Here is a 16,297-nt window from a genome sequence, read left to right as displayed (position 1 = left end):
AAATTATTCCAGTTAGAGGGTCGCAATACTGCATCAACCACAGTGCTGCACACATTTTAAAATCAACACGGGCCGTGAGGTCATTTAGTCACAAAGCAGCAGAAAATTCCGGTAAGCAGCCTGCCGGTAATATGGCTATTGCTGTTCCGTTATGAAAACACAGATAAGATCAACCGAAATTTTATAAACATCAAGTTCTATTATGAATCAGTCAACACGTTCTTTAAAAACCCTGCGCAGGTTATTGCTCCTATTACTGGGGATACTGCAGCTTGGGGTACTATCGGCGCAGACGATCACGGTGAAAGGCACCGTGAAAGACGCCAAAGGCGAAGCTTTGCCCGGCGCTACTATCCGGTGAAGGACCCCAAAGCGGTACTCGCTGCCGATGTTACGGGCGCCTTCCAGGTGAAGGCCAGCGGCGCCAACGTAACCATTACTGTTAGTATGACCGGTTACACCACGTCTACTTTAACTGTCCCTACTAACAAAGAAATTAAAGTGGTGCTGGCCGAAAGCAGCACCGGCCTCGGCGAGGTAGTAATTATGGGTTACGGCCAGCAACGCCGCTCTACGGTGGTGGGCTCTGTATCGCAGATCAATGGCGAACAGCTGAAACAAATGCCCGCCATGAACGTAACCAACATGCTGGCAGGCCGCCTGCCCGGCCTCACCACGCTGCAGCAAAGCGGACGCCCCGGGGCCGACGATGCTACCCTGCGCATTCGCGGTACAGGCACTTACAGCGGCGGCGCTGCGCCCATGATCATTATTGATGATGTGCAACGCCCCTCCTTCAGCAACCTCGATCCGAATGAAATTGAATCGATCACCATTCTGAAAGATGCGGTGTCGACAGCAGTATATGGTTTGCAGGCGGCAAATGGTATCATCCTCATCACTACTAAAAAGGAAAGAACCAACGCGCCGTGGTAAGTTATAATGGAGCGGTAACCCGCAATGAAAACACGCGTTTCCCGAAATTCCTCGATGGTCCCGATTATATGCAATGGTATAATAAAGGCACCGACATGGATAACGACTACCGCGAGCACACCGGCGCAGGTCCTACTCCTTATACTTATACACAGGAACAGATCGATGCGGTACGTAACGGCACCAACACCAACCCGATGCTCGGTAATACCGATTGGCTGGGTCTCCTGCTCGACAATAAAGCTTATTCGCAACAACACAACGTGGAAGTGCGTGGCGGTACCGACAAGGTGAAATACTTCACTACGGCCGGTATGCTGAGCCAGGACGGCGTTGTGAAAAACACCGGCTTCAAACGTTACAACGTGCGCGCCAACGTGCAGGCGGAACTGAGCGAATTACTCACCGTGGGCATGAACATCGCTGCCCGTCAGCAACAGGGCCGTACACCGGGTATTTCGCCGGACAATACCGCTTACATGAACCCGTTCTACCAGGCCGTACGCATGTTGCCTAACATGCCTATGTACTCGCCTGACGGTTATCCTGTTTCTTATTATTCAAATGCCGGCTGGATTAACCCCATCGCTTCTGTAGAAAGATCTGGTTTCCAGAATTCGGAGTCTAACGTGTTTAACGGCCAGATGAACATCGGGTTAAAAATACCTTATGTAAAAGGACTGGAAGTGAAATTGGTAACTGCATATGATAAAACATCCACCGAAAACAAAGGCTGGCTCACCCCTATGAAATGCGCGGCCGCAACCGCGACCAGGTGACTGGCAACTGGGAAGTGATTACCACGCAACCGGGTGTTACGCGTAATACCCTGCGCCAGTCTTATGCGCAGAACTACCGTAAAACATTCCAGCCAAGTATCAACTACAGCAATAGTTTTGGTGATCATAGTGTAACGGGCCTCGTGCTATATGAATGGTCACAGGCGGGTACCAGCGTGTTTTCGACGGGCGCCGCCAATTTCCGTCTTACGGATATTAAAGAGATTGACTACGGCAGCTCTGCCACCGAAGATTTTATTTCTCCCACCGGCAGCAGCAGCATCAGTAACTCCCGCGCGGGCCTTGTGGCTCGTTTGAACTACAACTACAAAGAGAAGTATTTATTGGAAGTAGCGAACCGTTGGGACGCGTCCGTCAACTTCGCGAAACAAAACCGCTGGGCGGCTTTCCCGGCAGTGGGTTTGGGCTGGGTTTTGAGCAAAGAAGACTTCCTCAGTAATATTCCTGAGATAGATTTTGTTAAGCTGAAAGGTTCTGTGGGTCGCCTCGGTAATGATCGTGGCAACGGTGCGTTTGCATACATGCAGACTTACCAGCTGACTTCCGATCCCGTTATGGTGATTGGTGGCAAGCCGGTTCAGGCTTTGTATACCAACAATCCCCCGAACGTTGATGTGCATTGGGAAACAGCTACTTCTTACAGCGCCGGTTTCGAAACGATCTTCTACAAAGGCAAACTGGGTTTTGATTTTGAATACTTCTATAAGTTAACAACGGATATCTGGACAATCCCGGTTCGCAGGTACCTGCCTCCCTGGTGGTTATGCGCCTTCCAGCGTGAACTATGGTAAAATGGATAACCGTGGTATTGACCTGCAGATTCGCCATAATAATAACATCGGCAAATTCAACTACAGCGTAACCGGTAACTTCAACTGGGCGCGCAACAAAGTACTGCGTCGTGCACAGAATGCGGGCGCTGCTGCTGGTCTTAGTTTGATCGGCCGCCCGATTGGTACTAAATACGGTTTCATTGCCGATGGGATGTACCAGAGCTGGGAAGAAGCCTATGATGCACCATCTCCAAGCGGCATCGTAGCGCCGGGCTTCTGGCGTTACCGCGACCTGAACGGCGACGGACGCATTACCCGTACAGATGATTTCACCGTGATCGGTCGCAGCAACATGCCTGAACTGATGTACGGTTTAAACATCAGCCTGGGCTACGGTCAGTTTGATTTTAATACGCTGTTCCAGGGCGCCGCGCTGTGCGATGTATCACTGGCGGGTACTTATGAAGGTTCCAGCGGAACTTCCGGTGTGGATGATAATACGCCGTTCACCAAAGCTTTTTATGGTTATGGTAATGCGCCTTACTTCCTGGTAGAAAATGCCTGGACTCCGGACAATCCAAATGCTACCCTGCCACGCTTAACCGCTTACAAATCTTCTCAGTCTGCGCACAACGCACATATTAACTCCGGCTGGATCCGCGACGGGTCTTACCTGCGTATCAAATCCGCCCAGCTGGGTTACACCGTGCCGAAAAACCTGCTGAAAGCAGCGAAGATCGAATCGATCCGCGCTTATGTATCCGGCTTTAACCTGGTAACCTGGGACAAACTGAAATACCTCGATCCCGAGATGCCGAACGTAAACAATGGTTTCTATCCGCAGCAGCGCATGTATTCCGTTGGTGTTAACGTAACCTTCTAAAAAAGAGCTTCATGAAGATCAATAAACTCATCAACATAAAAATGCCTGCCTCCTCGCAGGTGCTATGACGGGCCTGAGCAGCTGTAGTATAGATATTACGCCGCCCGACCGTTACACCGAAGCCACCGTCTTTGCGAATCCCGCAAACATGGAACTGTACATCGTGGGTATGTACAGCGAGTTCAAGACCTTTGCCTTCGGCGAATTCCCGATTGGTTATAGCGGTAACACCGATGGTTTAACCGATTTGTTGAAATACACGTCGATGGTGGCCGGTAACGGTACCATCAACCTATTGGCGCTCGATGCCACCCGCGTAAACGCCGCTAGTCCCCACCTAAACTATTGGGGCACCGGTTACACGCGCATCCGCAGGATCAATGAATTTTTGAACGGCCTGGCCAACTACGCGAAAGTGGACGAGCTGTCTAAAAAACGGTATGAGGCTGAAGCCCGCTTTATCCGCGGTTATGTGTACTTCTGGCTGGTAAAACTGCATGGCAGTGTAATCCTGCTGGATAATATTAACCAGTACAGCGAGTATAAACACGAGCGTGCATCGGAAGAAGATTGCTACAAGTTTATTGCAAATGACTTTGCTTTTGCGGCGGCCAACCTGCCTAAAGAATGGCCCAGCACCGGTACCGGCCGTGCTACAAAAGGAGCCGCGTTCGGCATGCTGGCGCGCACCTGGCTGTACGCAGCGTCCATCGCAGACTATGATAAGAAACAATTCAACGACGATCCGTTAACCGGCATCAATAACGCTAATGCACAGCTTTATTATAAGAATGCGGCGGAGGCATCGGACTCGGTGATTCAACTGGCGAATGAGGGTTACTATAAACTTGAGAACAACTTCGCCGACGCGTTTACTAATAAGACCACGAAGGAAGCATTGTTCAAGCTGGATTATGTAGCGCCAACCATGACGCATGCGTACGATCTGGGTTTCGCGCCAAAGGGTGATTATCCCGATGCCTGCCTGGTTTACGGTGTGCCTACCGCGGAACTGGTAGATGAATTTGAAATGGCGAATGGCGATGAGTTCAGCTGGGGTAACGCCACGCAGGCTGCCACACCTTATGTTGGACGCGAGCCGCGCTTCTACGCGTCGATCCTGTACAACGGTGCTGCCTGGAAAAGCCGCACCATCAACACTACACCGGGTTCTGTAGAAGGCTGGGTGCAATATGGTTCTACCACGGATCCTAAAACCACCGTTACCGGTTACTACGCCCGTAAAATGCTGAACCCGACGGCAACCAATTTCCCCCAGTTGAAAAGTACACAGAGCTGGAGCGAGATGCGTTATGCGGAAGTACTGCTCATTAACGCGGAAGCAAAAGCAAAAACCAACAACCTGGAAGGCGCGCGCACTTCGCTGAAGGCCGTGCGTGATCGTGTAAACCTGCCGGTGACCAATGCGGTAACGGTAGAACAAATGATGTTAGCTATTGAACATGAGCGTATCGTGGAACTGGCGTTCGAAGGGCACCGTTACTGGGACCTCCGCCGCTGGCGCAAAGCGCATATAGTGCTGAACGGGGTGAAATTCCACGGACATAAGGTAACGCCGAACGGTGGCACCTTTAAATATGAAGTGGTGGATGCGGACGATACGAACAGGCAGTTTACCAAAGCGCTGTACTACATGCCCATCATTACCTCCGAACTGCAGGCCAATATTGGTTTATCACAAATCAAACCCTGGTAAAACATCAATCATGAGGAACATTCTATCTACCATCATACTCACTACTTGTGCAGGCGCTATGTTCAGCGGCTGTGCCAAGCCCGACGCAGTAACGCCGAAGAACGCCAACGAGTTGTCGGACATCTACGGTACCAAAGTATCGCAGGGGCGCGAACGCCTGTTCGAAGCCCGCTACAGCGCGGCGAAAGACACGATTTATTTTGATATCCCTTATTTCTATCCGGTGGATTCCGACCAGGAAACCGATCTGAAACAGATCATCCTGCGCGGAACCGTTCCCACCGATGCCCACCTGAAGCCCTCACTGGGCACGGTAATGGACCTGACGACGCCTTTTGATATGGTGATCACATCGGGTACAGGCATCCAGAAAAAGTACGTGGTAGTAGGTAAGAAAGTAGGCGACAACACCCTGCGCAAAGCGGTACTCACCTTCACGGTGGATGGCGCTGCGCAACAGCTCGAAGGAGTGATCCAGCCGAACAATGACGTAATTTTTACGTGGTACCGGGTGTAGACGTGAGCAACGCCACGCTCAGCTACGAAATTAATCCGCACTCCAGTGGTTCGGTAGCGCAGAATGCCGCATTCAACCTGACGACCGGCGCTAAAACCTTCACCATTACCGGTGTAGACGGCGTGGCAAAAACTACAACTTCAAAGCACAGGAGCCTGTGAAACAGCCGTACGGCGTGGGTATTACCCGCAAGCTGTTCTCTAAAACAGCAGCTGACCTGGGCTTTGTAACCAATAACGATGTGGCGCTGGCTGTGAGCGGCGACTACCTGGTATTGTGCCGCAGGCTGTCGAGCGGCTCCAACTACAGGGTATACAACCGCTTCACCGGCGCTTATCTCCGGGATATGTATTATCCGTTCGGGGCACAGATATCGTTCCAGATTGCGGAAGATAGTAAAGGGAAAATCCTGGCCACCTCGTGGGCGCCGAAAAACGCGAAGTTCATCATGTATAAATACAATAGCCCGATGGACGCTACGCCGGTGAAATTGCTGGAGTGGACTAACAACAACCCGGCTAATACTACATTGGACGGTGGCGTTGGCCGCAGGGTGAACGTGTACGGCGATCTCAATGGTGATGCGGTGATCATGGCTACCGTGGGACAAAGCACCACCATTCTCCGCTGGAGAATTGCCGGCGGCGTACTCACGAACCCCAACCCGGAAATCCTCACCTACCAATCGATTACCGGTGCGGCGCACTTAGGTTTTTATGCAGAAGCGCAGCCGGTATCTACGGCGGCGAATGCGAATTACTTCATCAACTACCAGTTTGAAGTGGGGTATGTAAACGGCGCTACTCAAACCAGGTTGATGGGCTTTGCGGCCGATAACCAGATTTACGGTACTTATCACATGCCGACGAACTATACCACCTTCAACAACGCCAATTACCTCGCGATCCTGAAGTACACCAGTGCTTCCGGCAACAGCGCGGCCAGGTTAAGTCTGTTTGATGTGACCAATACTTCGCTCATCAGCACGGTGTATACCAGCCCTGTATATCCTTCCTTTAATGTGTATGTTTCTCCGGATGAACTGAAAGGTGATACCAATACCAACGGTACGGGCGATGTGGCCATCGGTTTCACCGAAAATGGTGAAAGGATGCAGATATACACGCTGCTCACGAATGCGGGCATCATGGCGCATGAGTTTACCAATTACGCTAAGTAAAATATTGAATGATGAAAAAATATTTCCTTGTTGCATGTTCCGCCGCGCTTCTCGCGCTGGCGGCATGCAGTAAAACGAAAGAAGCACCAACACCGGGCCCCGGTGGCGGCGAAACGGAAAAGCCGGATACGGTAAGGGCGCGTAATGTGGTAGCCTGGGTAGATGCCCGCTCCAACGTGTTTGGCACCTACGGCCGCCTGAACGATACCGCCGGCATCAACCGTGTGCTCGATACGCTGAAGCAGGTGGGCGTAACCGGACTGGTAATCGATGTGAAAGGCAGTTCGGGTCATACGATGTACCCCAGCGCCTACGCCACGCAGATTACCACGATGGACGGCAAAACCATTACACCCGGCGTTGATTACGTAGGTTACATGGTGCAGGAAGCGAAGAAGCGCAACTTTAAGGTGTTTGCGTCTATCGTGACGTTCGTGGAAGCGGACGGCGCCCGTAAAATGGGTAAGTTGTTCGACGATCCGGATTTTCGCGCGAAGTACGAATCCATCGTGTGTGATGTAAACGGCAACCGCGTGCCGGTGACTTCCATGGGTAAAAACGGGTTCGTGAACCCTGCGCAACCTGTGGTGCAGGAGCGGGTACTGAACATCGTTAAAGAAATCGTTGGTAAATATGATATAGATGGATTTATCCTCGACTATGCCCGTTATACGGACATTCACGCCGACTTCTCCGATTATTCCAAAACTGATTTCATTAACTGGCTGAAAACAACCTATAATGATACAGAAGCCGAAAAGATGAAGTTTCCGGCCGACATCGTGGCGTCATGGAAAATGAGCGGCGACCAGGTGCTGCCAAATGTAACCGGTAAATACTACAGCAAATGGCTGATTTACCGTTGTTCCGTGATCAAGTCGTTTTTCGAAAAGGCCCGTGCAGCCGTTAAGTCGGTGAAACCGAATGTAACCTTCGGTGTATACGTGGGCGCATGGTACACCACCTATTATTATGTAGGTGTAAACTGGGCCAGCCAGAGTACGATCCATTTAATGACCAGTCTATTCGTTTTGACTGGGCTTATCCAAACTACGGTAAAACCGGCTACGGCGAGCTGCTGGACCACCTGATGACGGGTAATTACTTTACGCAGATCCGCCTGGCGGACAATCCCGCTACGGCCAGCCTGAAATACCATTGGTGGAGTATCGAGGGGTCGATTGCCGGTACAAAATACATTACCAAAAACAAGATGCCGCTGTACGGCAGTATCGATATGGGTAACGTATCCTGGGCCAATACCGGTGAGATATCCAAAGCGATCAAATACATTTTGTCGCAAACTTCCGGCGGCGTCATGCTGTTCGATGTGGTACATATCTACGCGCCGCAGTACAACAAATTGAAAACACCGCTGTGGGACGCTGTGAAAGCAGGCACCCAGCAATAGAACAATAATCTTTTTCCCGTGGGTGATGGCGAAAACCATCACCCTTTTGTTTATAACCCGTTACAGATGAAAAAACATATTGCGCCTGTCTTTGTCATGTTGATGCTGGCCGCCTGTTCCGGCGAGCCAGACTATTACACCGGTGTTCCCCGCCCGCAACCACCCGTGGTAACGCCTCCGCAGAAAGATACCCTCATTAAACTACCCTCGGAATGGACGAAGGCAACAACACTGATGAGCGGCTTTCCGGAAGGTGTGGAAGTGTATCGGCGTACAACAGCATTTAATGGTAAAGCGATGAACGCGTATTGCGTGGTGTTCGATCCTGCCGTGGCGGAGTTTAAGCCGGTGGTGGCAGATAAGAATAAGAAATCCAGCGCTTATTACGCGGAGGAAACCGGCACCAAATACGCCTGTATTAATGCAGGCTTTTTCGGTACCAACGTATCTTACAGCCTGGTGAAGTATAACGGTGCGATCAGCGCGGTGAATATCCGTTCGCTGAACCGCCCATACAATGGCGCCAGTACGCCCTACTATCCTACGCGTGCGGCGTTCGGGTTAACGGCCTCGGGCGCGCCCCAGGTGAGCTGGGTGTATCATGTGGGTACCACCGTGTATAGTTATCCTTCGCCAAGTCCGAATGAACTGAACAAAGCGCCCGAAGCAGTTCCTTCTGCTACCTTTCCCTCGGGTGGGGCAGCATGGAACGTGACGTCGGCAATTGGAGGTTCTCCTGTATTGATTTACAATAATAGTATCCGTATTACCGATAAAGAGGAACTGATCGATATTGATAATACTTCGTCCCGCGCCCGCTCCGCGATTGGTTATACTGCTACCGGTAAAGTAATCGTGCTGGCGGTGGAAGGTGGTAATACGGCCGGCGGCATTGGTTTAAACCTGGCGGAAGTGGCCGACCTCATGAAAAGTATGGGCTGCACCGGCGCTATCAATCTAGATGGAGGCGGGTCTACCTATATGATGGTCAATGGCCAGCAAACCGTGAAACCATCGGACGCCGCGGGCGAAAGAGCCGTCATGTCGGCCATCATCATCAAAAAGAAATAAAAGAGTAAAAAGCGATAATTATATTGAACCGGCAGTTTCGTTCGCCGTAATTGCCTTTTCTAATTTTTAAATAATGATACACATGAAATATACTTTCACCGCATTGGCCCTGCTGGCTGGTTCTGCGGCAATGGCCCAGCAGGCAGAAAAGAAGATCGATAGCAGTTACGCTAATACATACTACCAGGGCCGCATGGAAATATTCCGCACCCTGCCCATGCAAAAAGGTACCATCGTGTTCCTGGGCAACAGTATTACGGAACGGGCGCAATGGAACGAACTGCTGCCCGGCAAAGCCATTGTGAACCGCGGTATTGGCGGCGATAACAGTTTCGGCGTACTGGCACGGCTCGATACTATCCTGTTGTCCAAGCCCTCAAAAATCTTCCCGGATATCGGTATTAATGATATCGGGCGCGGTTTGCCTGTTACGGTAATTGCCAATAATTACGAACGCATCCTGCGTCGCGTGAAGGAGCTGTCGCCCAAAACAAAAGTATTCGCGCAAAGCGTGCTGCCCATGAACGATGCCGTACTGAAAGCCGAATACCTGAAAAATAAGAAGGCGATTATCGTAGAGCTGAACGTGCACATTAAAAAACTGGCGGTGCAATACGGCGCAACGTACGTAGACCTGCACAACGATGTATTTGCCGATACCAACGGTGACCTGAAGCAACCACTAACGGTAGATGGTATTCATCTGGCGCCGAAAGCGTACGTGTTGTGGGTGGATTACCTGAAAAGCAAGAAATACATATAACCTTTGATACCCGTTAGGAGGGCTGGCCGTATGGCCGGCCTTTTTGATATAATATTACCCCGCTTCTCCACCTCTTCACCATGCTTTCACCATGTCTTCACCATGCTTTGAAGATGCTTTGGACCTTTTTGTTAAAATGCTATCAGTGGTTAAAATTTTCTCTCATCTGGACAATTTTTTCTCCATTTGGATCAATTTTTCGCCTGATGCAAATACGATCTTTGTAAAATGTTAAATGATGCATTTTGCCGGCAACGTCATGTGCGGTTTTCGGGAAATTCATTACTTTGACGCCTTAACCCGGCATTATGTCCAACAAAACCTTGTACACCATCGCTTCCCGAACGGAATCGTAAAGCCGAGAAACGGGAAGTGGTAACGGAAGCATAAAAATGTACCTTTGCATTCCTCCACACGAGTCCCGCACGAAAGAAGAAGAGCATAACAGATGCTTTAACGAGTTATTTTAAAACAATGTTATTAACAATTACGACTACGCATAACCCGGCGTCGGACCTGAGTTTCCTGTTGCATAAACACCCCGGCAGGACACAGCAGGTAGAAACCTCAGGCGGGGTTGCACATATTTTTTACCCGGAAGTATCGGACGCGCGATGTACGGCTGCGCTGTTGCTGGACATCGATCCCGTTGGCCTCGTGCGCCGTGATGGTGGCTCTTCGGGGAATGATTTTGCCCTTCAGCAATATGTAAACGACCGCCCTTACGTGGCCAGTTCGTTTATGAGCGCGGCCATTGCAAAAGCATTTTCTTCTGCCCTGAACGGCAGTTGCAAAACACGGCCGGAGTTGTTGTCCGTACAAATGCCCTTTGAAGTACGCCTGCCTGTACTGCCCGTCCGTGGCGGCCTGCCGCTGCTTGAACAACTGTTTGCCCCATTAGGCTACAGCATCAAAGCACAACGCCTGCAGCTGGATGAGCAGTTTCCCGATTGGGGCGAAAGCCGCTATTTCGATGTAACGCTGCGTCATACGCTTACGCTGCAAACGCTACTTTCGCATCTTTATATTTTGATACCGGTGTGCGATAATGATAAGCATTATTGGATAGGCAAACACGAGGTAGATAAGTTGATGGAAAAAGGTGGTGCGTGGCTGGACAAACATCCTGCCCGCGAAGTGATTGCCAGCCGTTACCTGAAAAACCAGAAAGGACTGATCAGCGATGCTTTACAATTATTACTGCAGGATGAAACGGCGGAGGTAGAAGCCATCGCCGAAGCTGCAACGCCAAAACTGCGGGCGCACGATGAGCGTCTGTTACAGGTAAAGAACGAACTGCTCGCCACCGGCGCCAAACGCATTGGTGACCTGGGCTGTGGCGAAGGCAAGCTGTTAAAGCTGCTGATGGCCGAAACGCAGTTTGTATTTATACTGGGGATGGACGTGAGTTACCGGTCGCTCGAAATTGCGCAGCGTAAATTGAAACCGGACCGGCAGCATCACCCCGACCGCGTACAGCTGGTGCAGGGCGCGCTTACCTACCGCGATAGTCGGCTGGCTGGCCTGGATGCCGTGGCCTTGGTAGAAGTAATCGAACACCTCGACGAACCCCGTTTGAGTGCATTGGAAAAAGTGGTGTTCGCGTATGCCCGCCCGGGTCACGTCATTGTAACCACACCCAATGCGGAATACAACGTGTTATTCGAAACCTTGTCAGAAGGCACCATGCGCCACAGCGACCATCGCTTCGAGTGGACGCGTGCCCAGTTCCAGGCCTGGGGCAATGCGCTGGCGGCAACTTACGGGTATACGGTATCATATAAATCAATAGGCGAAGAAAAGGAAAACATAGGCGCCCTTACACAAATGGCCATATTTAAAAGATCAACATAAAGGAAAAAATGGAAGAGCTTATACAGCAGAAATTGTTTGAAACAGCACAACAGGAAAAAGTGAAAATACTGTACGCCTGCGAATCGGGCAGCCGCGCCTGGGGCTTTGCTTCGCCCGACAGCGACTTCGACGTACGCTTTATATATACACGCCGCATCTCTGATTATTTGTCTATCACCGACAAAAAGATACGATATCGCCGGTGAACGAGGTGCTGGATATTGCGGGATGGGACTTCCGCAAAGCTTTGCAGTTATTTTTAAAATCGAATGCCCCGCTGTACGAGTGGCTGCAATCGCCCGTATATTACATGGGCGACCGCACCTTCGTGGAGGAGCTGCGCGCATTGATGCCGAAATACTTTTCCTGCCGCGCGGGCAGCCATCATTATGTGTCGATGGGTTATCATGCATTCGAAAGCGAATTGCAGTCGGCGTCGGTCCGTTTGAAAAAATATTTCTATGCACTGCGGCCTGCGCTCGCGGCACTATGGGCCGTCGAAAAACAGGAGCTGCCGCCCATGGAGTTTGGCAAACTGCGCGATATGGTCAGTGATGCGGACTGGCACCGTGCCGTGGATGACCTGTTGCAGATCAAAGCCGGGGCAGATGAGAAGAGCATGATAAAACCGGTACCGTTATTGCAGGATTGGTTGCAGAAAACGCTGGCATATTGTAAAGAAAAATCGTCGCAGCTGCCGGAGTTGCATAACACCCCGGAAGAATTGAACGCCTTATTCAGAAACTACATAGCAGCATGACGTTTGAACAATTGATACAGGAACCTGGCCACCTGCTGCTGAAAAGTATCAGCGGCAGCCGGGCGTACAACCTGCACCTGCCCACGTCGGATACGGATATCAAAGGCATATTTGTATTGCCGGAGAAGGAGCTGTTCGGGCTGGGTTACACAGAGCAGTTGAGCGATGCAGGCAACGACGAGGTATATTTCGAAGTCGGCCGCTTCATGGACCTGTTGTGCAAGAATAACCCCAACATCCTGGAACTGTTAAACTCCCCGGAAAAAGCGGTGTTATATAAACATCCGCTGATGCGATTGATCAGACCCGAAGATTTTTTGTCGCGCCGCTGCCTGCAAACCTTCGCCGGGTATGCGAAAACGCAGATCAAAAAGGCCAGCGGATTAAATAAGATGATTAACCGGCCGATGGACGGTCCACGTAAAGGCGTAACCGATTTCTGTTACGTGATCGCCGGCAACGGCAGCCTGCCCTTACAGCAGTTCCTGTCGCAAAAGAACTGGCGCCAGGAGGATTGCGGCCTGGTAAAGGTCGATCACTTCCGGGATACATACTTGTTGTACCACGGCGCGTATAATGGCATTGTGTCCGGTGACGATGCGAACGATGTGCAACTGAGCTCCGTTCCAAAAGACGCGGAACCGGCGGCAGTGATGACGTTTAATAAGGATGGCTATTCTGTATACTGCAAGGAGTACGCATCTTACCAAACCTGGGTGGCGGAAAGAAATGAAGTGCGTTACCAGGGTACGATGGACCATGGGCAGGGATACGATGCTAAAAATATGATGCACACGATCCGTTTGCTGAGCATGGCCGAAGAAATTGCTGTGCAACGCAGGGTAAATGTACATCGCCAGGACCGGGAATTCCTGTTGCGTATCCGGCAGGGTGCGTACAAATATGAGGAGCTGTTAAAAATAGTAGAAGATAAAATGAATAAAATTGAAAGGCTGTATGCCGCGTCCGACCTGCCCGATGAGCCGGATGCACATAAAGCCGAAGAAATATTGGTTCAAATAAGGACCTCTTTTTATGTTAGATAAAAACACTTTATATATTCCTGAAGTAGCACTGGTGCTGCTCGCCGGGGCTTCCAGCTCGGGTAAGTCCACCTTTGCCAGGAAGCATTTTAAGGCAACGGAAATTGTTTCTTCCGATGCCTGCCGCGCTATGTTGTGCGATGACGAAAACAACTTAGCCATCACGACGGATGCCTTTGAGCTGTGCCGCTTTATTGCCGCGAAACGGCTAAAGAATAACATGCTTACCGTCATCGACGCCACGAACGTGTCAGAAGAAGACCGCGCCAAATGGGTGGCGCTGGCCCGTGAGTACCATGTGTTGCCGGTGATCATTGCCCTGAACGTACCCGAGCAGGTGCTGGACGAGCGCTCCGCCGCACGCAGCGATCGCCGCATGCCCGGCCATGCCCTGCATCGCCAGTGGGTACAACTCAAACGCAGTCTCCGGGGCTTAAAGGCCGAAGGCTTCCGCCACGTGTACGAACTGCGCGGCCCCGAAGAAATAGATGCGATTACGCACATCGAACGTACCCGCCTGTTCACCAATATGAAAGCAGTGACGGGCCCGTTCGATATTATCGGTGATATACACGGTTGTTACACCGAACTGGTACAGCTGTTAACAAAGTTGGGGTATAGGAAACAGGACAGCTTATGGCTGCACCCCGAAGGCCGCAAACCCATATTCCTCGGCGACCTGGTAGATCGTGGTCCAGATTCGCCGGGTGTACTGCGCCTCGTTATGGACCTGGTGAAAAGCGGTAACGCTTATTGTGTACCCGGTAACCACGATGTAAAGCTGCTCCGCTGGTTAAACGGCCGCAACGTACAGGTGCGCCACGGCCTCGAGCAAACTGCCGAACAGTTCTCACACGTAACTGGCGAGTTTAAGGCCGAAGTGCGCGACTTCGTAGATGGTCTGATCAGCCACTATGTATTCGATGGCGGCAACCTCGTAGTGGCGCATGCCGGCCTGCGTGAAGAGATGCATGGCCGCAGCTCCGGCGCTGTACGTGAGTTTGCGCTATACGGTGAAACCACTGGCGAAATCGATGAATTTGGGTTGCCTGTGCGTTACAACTGGGCAAGTGAATATAAAGGCAAAGCCGTGGTGGTATACGGCCATACACCCGTGCCGCTGCCCCAGTGGCTTAACCGCACGATTGACATCGATACGGGTTGCGTATTCGGTGGTGCTTTAACCGCCCTGCGTTACCCGGAAAAAGAGCTCGTATCTGTTCCTGCTGAAAAGATTTATGTAGAACCTACGCGCCCGCTGCTGCCTGCCGGTGAAACGATGCTTTCGCTACAGCAGGTAAACGATGATGTGCTCGATATAGCCGATTTTACCGGCAAACAAATTATAGAGACCCGCTTCGATCAGCGCGTAACGATCCGCGAAGAGAACAGCATCGCCGCCCTGGAGGTGATGAGCCGGTTTGCCATCAACCCGAAATGGTTGATTTATTTACCGCCGACCATGAGTCCTGCGGAGACGAGCAGCCTGGAAGATTACCTGGAATATCCGTCCGAAGCGTTCGCCTACTACAAAGGTGTTGGGGTGACGAAGGTGGTTTGCGAGCAAAAACACATGGGATCCCGTGCCGTGGTGATCGTAGCGAAGAACGAGAAAGCAGTAGAGCAGGCATTCGGCGTTACCGGCGAAGGTATTGGTATGATCTATACCCGTACCGGACGGGCCTACTTTAGTGATAAAGCTATGGAACAGGCGTTGCTGCAACGCCTGAATGCAGCCCTGGAAGCATCCGGTTTTTATGAACAGTTCCAGACCGACTGGGTTTGCCTGGATACAGAACTAATGCCCCGGAGCGCAAAAGCGATGAGTTTATTGCAGACGCAATACGGCGCGGTCGGCACGGCTTCCCGTCATGCGCTGGATGCGGTGGTGGCCGCACTGGAAAAGACATCCGCCCGCGATGCGGGAGCCTTACCGCTGTTGGAAAAATACGGCCGCAGCCGCCAGGAGGCAGAGCAGTTCACCGATGCATACCGACAGTATTGCTGGCCGGTAAACGGTTTGCAGGATTACAAACTCGCGCCCTTCCATGTACTGGCCACTGAAGGGCACACCTATCATGACCGTAACCACGAGTGGCATATGGAAACCATTGCCAATATTTGTCGTGCCGATGAAGCAGTATTGCTCGCCACCCAATACCGCGTGGTGAAACTGAACGATGAAGGCGATGTGCAGGAAGCTATTGAATGGTGGTTACAGCTTACCGCAGCAGGTGGCGAAGGTATGGTGGTAAAACCATACGACTATGTACACCGCCACCCCCGGGGCATCGCACAACCCGCGATAAAAATCCGCGGCCGCGAATACCTGCGCATCATCTACGGACCGGAGTATACCTCCCCGAAAACCTCATCCGCCTGAAGAAGCGCGGCCTTTCCGGCAAGCGTTCCATGGCATTACGCGAATTCGCGCTTGGTCTGGAAGGATTAGAAAACTTCGTGCAAAAAGAACCGTTGCGGAAAGTGCATGCCTGTGCGTTTGGGGTGCTGGCGCTGGAGAGCGAGCCGGTGGATCCGAGATTGTAATTACATCAACATAAAAAGAAAGCGCTTCGGTTGTAAAACAAA

General features: G+C 51.4%; 15 protein-coding genes and 2 pseudogenes. All 17 read left to right on the top strand.

Going from position 1 to position 16,297, the window contains the following annotated elements; translation table 11 throughout:
* Nucleotides 1-202 precede the first annotated feature (202 nt).
* The 17 genes and pseudogenes from MKQ70_RS26645 to MKQ70_RS26560 all read left to right on the top strand — a co-directional run bounded on the left by MKQ70_RS26645 (nt 203) and on the right by MKQ70_RS26560 (nt 16,255).
* Nucleotides 203-361, top strand: coding sequence for a hypothetical protein (locus tag MKQ70_RS26645; RefSeq protein ID WP_248075649.1), 159 nt, complete (start codon nt 203-205; stop codon nt 359-361).
* A complete protein-coding gene (locus MKQ70_RS26640) occupies nt 358-936 on the top strand; it encodes a TonB-dependent receptor plug domain-containing protein (protein ID WP_248075647.1) in 579 nt (192 codons plus the stop codon). Before MKQ70_RS26645 ends, MKQ70_RS26640 begins: the two co-directional genes overlap by 4 nt.
* Nucleotides 930-1,715 (top strand): SusC/RagA family TonB-linked outer membrane protein, encoded by a 786-nt coding sequence (locus MKQ70_RS26635; protein ID WP_248075645.1) that lies wholly within the window; start codon nt 930-932, stop codon nt 1,713-1,715. Before MKQ70_RS26640 ends, MKQ70_RS26635 begins: the two co-directional genes overlap by 7 nt.
* Nucleotides 1,688-2,527: a SusC/RagA family TonB-linked outer membrane protein gene (locus MKQ70_RS26630; protein ID WP_248075643.1), complete on the top strand. Its 840-nt coding sequence runs from the start codon at nt 1,688-1,690 to the stop codon at nt 2,525-2,527. The genes MKQ70_RS26635 and MKQ70_RS26630 overlap by 28 nt, the downstream gene beginning before the upstream one ends.
* Nucleotides 2,514-3,392 (top strand): SusC/RagA family TonB-linked outer membrane protein, encoded by an 879-nt coding sequence (locus tag MKQ70_RS26625; protein WP_248075641.1) that lies wholly within the window; start codon nt 2,514-2,516, stop codon nt 3,390-3,392. The genes MKQ70_RS26630 and MKQ70_RS26625 overlap by 14 nt, the downstream gene beginning before the upstream one ends.
* 64 nt (nt 3,393-3,456) lie before the next feature.
* The gene (locus tag MKQ70_RS26620) at nt 3,457-5,109 is read left to right on the top strand and encodes a RagB/SusD family nutrient uptake outer membrane protein (protein ID WP_248075639.1); all 1,653 of its coding nucleotides are present in this window, start codon (nt 3,457-3,459) and stop codon (nt 5,107-5,109) included.
* 10 nt (nt 5,110-5,119) lie between these two features.
* Nucleotides 5,120-5,626 (top strand): DUF5018 domain-containing protein, encoded by a 507-nt coding sequence (locus tag MKQ70_RS26615; RefSeq protein WP_248075638.1) that lies wholly within the window; start codon nt 5,120-5,122, stop codon nt 5,624-5,626.
* The gene (locus MKQ70_RS26610) at nt 5,611-5,787 is read left to right on the top strand and encodes a hypothetical protein (RefSeq protein ID WP_248075637.1); all 177 of its coding nucleotides are present in this window, start codon (nt 5,611-5,613) and stop codon (nt 5,785-5,787) included. Before MKQ70_RS26615 ends, MKQ70_RS26610 begins: the two co-directional genes overlap by 16 nt.
* Nucleotides 5,784-6,806, top strand: coding sequence for a DUF5018 family protein (locus tag MKQ70_RS26605; RefSeq protein ID WP_248075636.1), 1,023 nt, complete (start codon nt 5,784-5,786; stop codon nt 6,804-6,806). Before MKQ70_RS26610 ends, MKQ70_RS26605 begins: the two co-directional genes overlap by 4 nt.
* Before the next feature lie 8 nt (nt 6,807-6,814).
* Nucleotides 6,815-7,897, top strand: coding sequence for a family 10 glycosylhydrolase (locus MKQ70_RS26600; RefSeq protein ID WP_248075635.1), 1,083 nt, complete (start codon nt 6,815-6,817; stop codon nt 7,895-7,897).
* A complete protein-coding gene (locus MKQ70_RS26595) occupies nt 7,792-8,217 on the top strand; it encodes an alpha amylase family protein (RefSeq protein ID WP_248081677.1) in 426 nt (141 codons plus the stop codon). Before MKQ70_RS26600 ends, MKQ70_RS26595 begins: the two co-directional genes overlap by 106 nt.
* A 66-nt stretch (nt 8,218-8,283) precedes the next feature.
* Nucleotides 8,284-9,288, top strand: a complete 1,005-nt coding sequence (locus tag MKQ70_RS26590) for a phosphodiester glycosidase family protein (protein ID WP_248075634.1) — start codon at nt 8,284-8,286, stop codon at nt 9,286-9,288.
* Nucleotides 9,289-9,370: 82 nt separating this feature from the next.
* A complete protein-coding gene (locus MKQ70_RS26585) occupies nt 9,371-10,051 on the top strand; it encodes a GDSL-type esterase/lipase family protein (RefSeq protein ID WP_248075632.1) in 681 nt (226 codons plus the stop codon).
* 474 nt (nt 10,052-10,525) lie between these two features.
* Nucleotides 10,526-11,905, top strand: a complete 1,380-nt coding sequence (locus MKQ70_RS26580) for a 3' terminal RNA ribose 2'-O-methyltransferase Hen1 (protein ID WP_248075631.1) — start codon at nt 10,526-10,528, stop codon at nt 11,903-11,905.
* An 8-nt stretch (nt 11,906-11,913) separates the two neighbouring features.
* Nucleotides 11,914-12,665, top strand: a pseudogene (locus MKQ70_RS26570) (nucleotidyltransferase domain-containing protein).
* On the top strand, nt 12,662-13,711 hold the full coding sequence (locus MKQ70_RS26565) for a DNA polymerase beta superfamily protein (RefSeq protein WP_248075627.1): 1,050 nt from the start codon (nt 12,662-12,664) through the stop codon (nt 13,709-13,711). The pseudogene MKQ70_RS26570 and the gene MKQ70_RS26565 overlap by 4 nt, the downstream one beginning before the upstream one ends.
* A pseudogene (locus MKQ70_RS26560) lies at nt 13,701-16,255 on the top strand (polynucleotide kinase-phosphatase). The gene MKQ70_RS26565 and the pseudogene MKQ70_RS26560 overlap by 11 nt, the downstream one beginning before the upstream one ends.
* The last annotated feature ends 42 nt before the right edge of the window (nt 16,256-16,297 follow it).

This window comes from Chitinophaga sedimenti (assembly GCF_023156195.1).
In the GTDB taxonomy this organism is placed as follows: domain Bacteria; phylum Bacteroidota; class Bacteroidia; order Chitinophagales; family Chitinophagaceae; genus Chitinophaga; species Chitinophaga sedimenti.
The sequence above is the reverse complement of the archived record's forward strand: the minus strand, read 5'-3'. Positions and strand labels throughout refer to the sequence as shown.